The organism is SAR324 cluster bacterium (assembly GCA_029245725.1).
Classification (GTDB): domain Bacteria; phylum SAR324; class SAR324; order SAR324; family NAC60-12; genus JCVI-SCAAA005.
The window spans coordinates 1-7,580 of sequence record JAQWOT010000360.1 but is presented as its reverse complement, the minus strand read 5'-3'; the positions used below and the strand labels follow the sequence as shown (position 1 = coordinate 7,580).

Annotated in this window: 2 protein-coding genes; one reads left to right on the top strand and one right to left on the bottom strand. The window is 46.7% G+C overall.

Annotated features, from left to right (window positions below):
• Nucleotides 1-714 (bottom strand): fibronectin type III domain-containing protein (locus tag P8O70_20140; GenBank protein ID MDG2199151.1); only part of this gene is annotated, 714 nt, incomplete at its 3' end.
• Nucleotides 715-1,538: 824 nt separating this feature from the next.
• Between P8O70_20140 and P8O70_20135 the strand changes: the two genes are divergently transcribed.
• On the top strand, nt 1,539-7,127 hold the full coding sequence (locus P8O70_20135; protein MDG2199150.1) for a fibronectin type III domain-containing protein: 5,589 nt from the start codon (nt 1,539-1,541) through the stop codon (nt 7,125-7,127).
• Nucleotides 7,128-7,580 lie beyond the last annotated feature (453 nt).

Below are 7,580 nucleotides of genomic sequence, written 5' to 3'. Positions count from 1 at the left end.
CCATTGTGTATTGATAGCTCCACCATTTGTTGTAGGTGATGCTACTAATGTACCTGGCGCCTGTGGCAGTACCTCTGTGGATACTTCAATACTATCTACAGCACCAACTTCGTTACGTGGAGTAACCATATAATACCAAGTGTCACCAGCATTCAATCCACTATGGACATATGATGTGCCAGTGCCAGCATTTACAGCAGTGTCGCTTGTAGTAACTGGTGTAGCGGTGCTCATATACACAATATAATCGTCAGCACCATTGACAGCAGTCCAAGTGACTGTATTGGATGTATCTGTTGTTGGGCTAGCAGTAGGGCTTGCTGCCACTGTATAGGGCTGGCTAGTTGCTGTTGCAGAGCTAGATGAAATGCCTGAGCCATTGACAGCTGTCACAGCATAATAATATTCTTTGTTTGGATCTAGTCCAGTGAAGGTATGAGTGGAGCTTGTAGTCTCAATCTGATTTTGTGTGCCAACTGGTAGTGTCTCAGATGAATGTACAAAATAATAATCAGCCCCTGATGCCCCATAGCTGATAGTAATTGATTCAGTCCCTGAAACAGGAGTGATAGTAGGCTGACTGGGCTTGGGTGTAGGAGCAGTGTATGGAGCCACATCACAGCCAATTGGGCTGCCTTCACACGGATCTGGTGTCTCGAGCATGCAACCGGTGGTGGTGAGTGCGGCGGTGATGATGGTGATGAGCCATTTCATGAGTGTGCTCCACTGTTGGTTTCCAAAGTAACCCAAAGGGTCGGATTTGAACGGCAAATGTTCTAAATGTGACATTAAAGCTACACATGCTAGATATGTCTGTCAATCAAAAATTTAATATTTTATAGATGAAAATCTTAAACAACTGAAATTAAATGAATTATATTTTCTTTAAATTGAGAATTATTTACTAATAATCCAAAAAAACCTCTATTAAGATAAGAATGCTTTTGTAAAATTGCTGAGTTCTCTAAGAAATTTATAGAGATTCAGCAGAGTTGAATGAGAGAAAAATAAGGCAATCTTTCACAAATACAAGTGTAGATGTTCTGAATCTGTAACAAATTGACTAAAATTGGACAAACTCTTAAATGGACTCTCTTTGAAAAGAGAAGTCGACAGGCTTTCAATAGCGGACATTTTCCAGTGAGCATCCTTAATGAATGCAGATCAAAGCTTTTGAGTCCATTCCTCCAGCTAGTTTTGGGGGTCCTCTCTTTCGGATATCCACCCTCTTTGGTTGAAGCCCATTATTTTTTTGAGTCGCCTCAGTACATACTTTTTTCGGTGCTAAAATTTATCATCAAAATATAGATTAATGATTTAATTGTCGAATTTACCAGGTTTGATTCGATATTGTGACAAGATGGTGAAAAATAATAAAAATAATAAAAAAATTACTTGACGTTCTAAATAACCAGGTATAGTTTCAGAAACATCTTTCAAGTTTGTTCCAAAAAAGCACATAGAGTAGTTCAAGCAATTTTCTCATTTGAACAAATACTCATCAATCCTTCACAACCGCTTCTACAAAATAGGTTCACATGAAAAAGCACTGGCAATCCCTTTTCCTTGCGCTGGTGACTGTAGGTATGCTCCAGGTTGGCTGTATGATGCCAGAAGAAGGAACCATCATCTATGATCAGGATTATCCCGAATTTCCTACAGACAATGTGGGGGGGAGTGGTAGTGATGGAGAAAGTGGTGGAGATAGCAGTGGAAGTGGCTCCAGTGGAGGAACTGGAAATGGTGGAGGTGGAGAACGCAATCCAGAGTCAAACGCTGGCTTCACTGTAACTGAATCGGACGGAGGGACTTCCGTCACCGAGAGCAGCAACAACGATACGATCAGCATAGTACTGGATGAAGAGCCCACTGGAGATGTGACCATCTCACTCGTCGCTGTGCCTTCCGATCAGATCTCTTCCTCTCCCAGCAGCCTGACCTTTAATCCAGGCAACTGGGACGAGCCCCAGGAAGTTACCGTCAGCGCTATCGAAGATGGCGATCTCGATGGGGACGTGACCTCTACCTTGAGTGTACTGGTCAGTGGCTCTGACGATCCCAACTATGCCAGTGGAATTGACGCACAAGACATCAGCGTAACTACCATCGACAGTGGCACGATCATCCTGCCGCCGCCCCCAGCTAGTGGACCCGGGATCACCGTTACCCAGACCGATGGCAACACCGTTGTCGAAGAGAGCGGTGCCACAGATCTAGTTTATGTACAACTCAATGAAGAGCCCACTGGGGATGTGACCGTGGCTATTAATTCCCCCGATGGAGAGATCAACGCCAGTCCTGCCACGGTGACTTTCACTCCAACCAACTGGGATCAGCCCCAGTTCGTGACGATCAGCGCGGTTGAAGATGGCGTTGCCGACAATGATCAGGATACTAACTTCACTGTGGCCGTTAGCGCTTCAAGTGACCCCAACTACAGTAGTGAGTTGGGAACCATTCGCGTGCCCGTCAACGTGATTGACAGTGGCAATGTCTCTGGCATCGTCATTACCTCCAGTGGTGGCAACAACCAGCTCAACGAGAGCGGTAGCGGGGATAGCTTCACGGTATCACTCAGCATGCAGCCCAGCGCGGACGTGACGATCACCCTGAGTGACAACGACTCCAGCGAGATCAGCTACAGCCCAAGCACGCTTACCTTCACACCCGATAACTGGAACGAAGGCCAGGCGGTGACACTGACTGCCTTGGAAGACAACGTCAAGGACGGCAACCAGACCACCCTGTTGACCCTGACTTCCACTTCTGCTGACGCAGCCAGCAACGGCTTGAGCACTAGCACCGAGATTCTTACTGTCGACAGTGCAACAGAGCCTGGACTAACCATCGCCAACACACCGCCCAGCCTAACGGAAGGTGGCGCAAGCGAGTCCCTCAGTTTTGTACTGGACACACCTCCAGCAGCCGGTACGACAGTGACGATCACCCTGAGCGACAACGACTCCAGCGAGATCAGCTACAGTCCAAGCACGCTTACCTTCACCAGCAGTAACTGGAACACTCCCCAAACTGTTGAAGTAAATGCTGTCGAAGATGGCATCAAGGATGGCAATCAGCAGGTCAGCTTGAACATCAGCGTCAGCTCTACTCCAGCCGGTAGCTACGGCAGCACGATGGACACCAGTCTGACAATTACCACGCAAGACAGCGGCAACACCCCTCCTGATAGTCCAGCTGGATTTGTGGCCACACCGACTCTGCCCTCTGGTAGCGTCGACTTGAGCTGGACAGAACCAACCAACCCAGCCGCCGACAACTACACGATCTATTGGACCGTTGACCCAAGCACGCCGATTGATCCGAGTAAGCCCAGCACTTACAGTGGCTCGATCACCATCACAGCCCCTGCCACAACGGAGACAATCACCGGTTTAGATCCAGCCAATAATTACGACTTCACGATTATTGCCACCAATTCTCTGGGGGACAGCACACCGGCTACAGAAGTCGACGCCACACCAGTTCCGGAGGCACCGACCGGACTGACAGCCTCCGCAGGTGCGGCCAGTGGTCAGGTAGATCTGCAGTGGAACCCCTCTCCGGGAGCAGACAGCTACACAATTTACTACAGTAACGACGGTGGGAGCACCTTCACAGCAATCAGTCCCAATGTCACCGGTACTTCCTATCCACACACGGGACTCAACGATGGCACCGAATACACCTACTACGTCGTAGCCAACAATGCCGGAGGTACAAGCGAAAGCTCTGACACCATCAGCGCTACTCCTGGAGTGGAGCCCCCCAGCGCTCCAACCGATCTGACGGCTACCGCGGGTTCCGGTGAAGTCAGCCTTACCTGGACAGTGGTCGATGGCGCGGAAGACTACACGATCTATGTCAGTACAAGCGGTAGCGGCTACACAGCGATCAGTCCCGATGTCACCGGCACTTCATTTACCCATACTGGTCTGACCAATGGGACCAACTACTCCTACTACGTCGTAGCCAACAATGCTGGGGGAGCAGGTGCTAGCTCAAACGTGGTGAGTGCTAGACCAGAAGAGCCAACCATTGCTCCAATCTCAGCGGTTACAGGTTTCAATGTGATTCGTGGAGTACAGGTTGGTAAACCAAGTTATTATATGATGTGGGACAGTCATCCAGATTTGGATGCTGTCCGTCCGTCTCCATTTGAAAAAAACCCTTACTTCAATGACACTTACTACATCTATGTCTCTGATGACATGGGAACTCCTATTGATCGCACTGATTCCAGCACTTGGGATTTTGAGATTGATCTGCAGGAGTGGGGAAGTGAGCATTTTTATACTAATACTGACTCAGACTTCCCGTGGGTGGAAGGCACTCAGTACCACTTCGCCATCTACTTCTATGATAATTCAAAAGGAACATACTCTCCAAAGGCAGTCACTACTGATCCTGTGGTGGTTCCTTCCAGTTGGGCGAATCAGACAATTGACGATGTAACTGTTGTAGAAGGTTGTATCACCAATGACAATCTGAGCATATACGATTGTTTGAATGTTGTTGGTTCCGAACACACAATTCGTTATAACGAACCTATACAAAGTGGCGAGAGAGTTATCTTTGATGGGCAAGTCTTGTATGATGAAATTGTCACTGTTTATGAAACTAGGCGTTGGGATTTCGGTACTGATGGTGTTTCGTTCAGACTGAATAATGCAGACAATGTGACTGATAGGGGTAAACCTGTCGGTATATCAAAATGGGAATGTTCGCAGTGCGACTCCTCTAACCTTTCAATTAATTATAGTAAATTCTTCCTCTCTCATGGCAGTCCATCATATGGATCTGAAGATACTAGCCATAACCAAAGGTTTAAACCAAATACGGCAGCGCAGCCTTATAACTTTGCGTTTGAAATTTCTAGCTCAAACTCTGCTGGCAGAATTCTACACAATGGCACGTTGAATGGTGCTACTGACTATTCTGTAGAATCAGGAGGGAATGGCTATACACATTCATATGTCGATACAAATCTTTCTGGCTATATCTATGTTCATAACAATAGCAACTGGGACAACAGCACTAATGATGAGGCTTATGTAGAATTGTTTCTTGATCATTATAATAACCTTTTTGCTCCCGAAATATTTAATATAAAAAATATTAGTACTGGTTTTTCAAAGGTAGCCATTCCGATTTCCCCACCAACTAATCTAGCTGGAACCACTCCAGCCAACACTCAGCAAGTCAACCTGACTTGGACAGTTAGTCCTGAGTCTGCTCTCTCCTTCAACCATGTCATCTACTGGAAGAAGGCTTCTGGTTCTCCGATTGTGATTGATCCAGATGACAACAGCACTTATGACGGCAGGATTGTTACAGGGGAGAATGCGAACAGCTATACCCACAGTGGATTGGATGGAGCCACTCAGTACAACTATGTGATCCGAGCAGAAACAAGTGTTGGTGGAGTCTCCACATCTGAGCCTAGTGTCAACAGTTACGCCAGAACCACAAACAGTTTCGATGGAGGTGGTCCGATCAATCCAGATCCAGATGAGGATTTGCTGGTTTATTATCAGTTCAATGGTGATCTGACAGACACTGCTCAGTACCATGGTGACAATCGTTATGACCTCACAGCAGTCAGTGGAGCAAACATTGTTTTCGCAGACTCCCAATTCTCAAATAACACTGCAGCTTATTTTGATGCCAGCAACGGCTATGCTTACAACAATAGCTTGAATGACACCAATGAAGATGACCTCTTCAGCAGGGGTGGGTTCACAATTAGTCTCTGGTTTTATGCTGATGAAGACATGAAGCAATTCAGTTCTCTGATGTCTTCTCGCTATGTGCCTGAAACTGGCAATGATGGTGGAATTCAAAGTTGGCAGTTAGATTCTAACAAAAACCAAGGGCTACGATGGCGCAGTCAAGCAGGAGAGGACAAAGACACAAGAGTTCATACGTCAACAGGGAACACGTATCCAACCAATCAATGGAGCCATGCAACCTTTGTCAAGCAAGCGGATGGGACTTCTTTGATTTACATGAATGGGGTGCTTGAGGTTACGAGCAGTGAGTCTCAGCCAACTCCCATGTATGCCTTAAAAATTGGAACCAATCGCAGGGAAGAGCACCCTTGGAAGGGGTATATTGATGAATTCAAGATTTACAAGAGAGCCTTGACGGCGCAGGAAGTCAACAATCTCTACATCAATGATACTCCAAGCACGGATGGGACTTCCTGGAATCAGGGTGTTGATTTTAATGGTTCCAGTGGGTATGCGAGAAATTCCAACAATTGGAACGGACAAAATCCCCTTCATAGATTAACTACTATTACACCAAGTAATTCCGTTTCCAGTGTTCAAACAGCAGCAAGTGGGCAACCTTGGGCGGTTGCTGCGGTATTCAAACCTACAGATCTCAGTACTTCACGTACACTCTGGAGTCAGTCGAAAGTGGAGAGTGATTCGCGACACAACGATAGCGTCAAAATTGAAATCAACACAAACGGCAGAATCTTTTTCAACTACGGTGATGACTACAATGCCCTCCAATGGAGATCTGCCAACAGCCTAATCACTGCAGGTAATTGGTATGGACTATACGTTGATTTCAATGGTGGCTCTACAGGAGTCAGTTCCAGCGACATCAATCGATATTACAGTCGCTTCCAGTTCAAGTTAGTCGATCTATCCAATGGGTCAGTCACAGATATCACATCAGGTGGCAGTTGGTCTCATGTTAACTCCAGCTACGGTACCACCCAAGATGTAGGTGGCTATTTTTATGTTGGTTCTTACGTAACAAACACGGCCAACCGCTTCAGAGGGCAAATTGCTTCGACTGTGGTAACTACCCTAAGAACTGGCCAAAGTTTACCAGACGACACAGAAGTCGCCATGATAGTACGAGATCCCATTAAGTGGATGACCACTTACAAAATTGGGAATCCATGGCGCAAACCAAATGAGAACGCTGATTACAGCAGTAATTTTGCGACGGGGTCAGCTACAGGTGAACAGGGTACCAAAATTTGGCTGATGGGTGATGGCACCAATGATAGTAGCTCCAACATTGCAAGCCAGGTCAACAGTTCAAGCTCAGATCAATATCTGCAGCTGAACTCGGCTAGCACGACATCTGTCAGCATTCCTGGCCTCTAGTGAAGTGTGAGTTTGGCCACAACAGCTGAGTGGTCCGATGAAGGTGGATGAGGGGCTACTCCAAAGTTCCCAATTTCCATTTATTTTCAGTAAGTAGAACAGCTTCACCCACCATCTGCGATGGCCCCCCTATCCCAAAACAGGCGAGGGTTTTTCAGTGAATTGATTTCATTTGCCAAATTGATCTCTTTTGCGTGAAAAAATCTCCACGAATTCTTTGCCTTCTCCATCAGGGAGACGGTGGCCAAATGGCCGGATGAGGGGCTACTCCAAAGTTCCCAATTTTCTCGCTTTTGAATTAGAATATTCTATTCGTCCCGCAAAAGTATCCAAACCCACGATCCTCTTAAAGCACCGTTAGCAAGACCAGCTTGCACTTCGAACCTTCACTCAGGATGTAGTCGATCGTCTGCAATTCGCTGAGTTCAGCCTGACCAGCTTGCTCCAACTCGT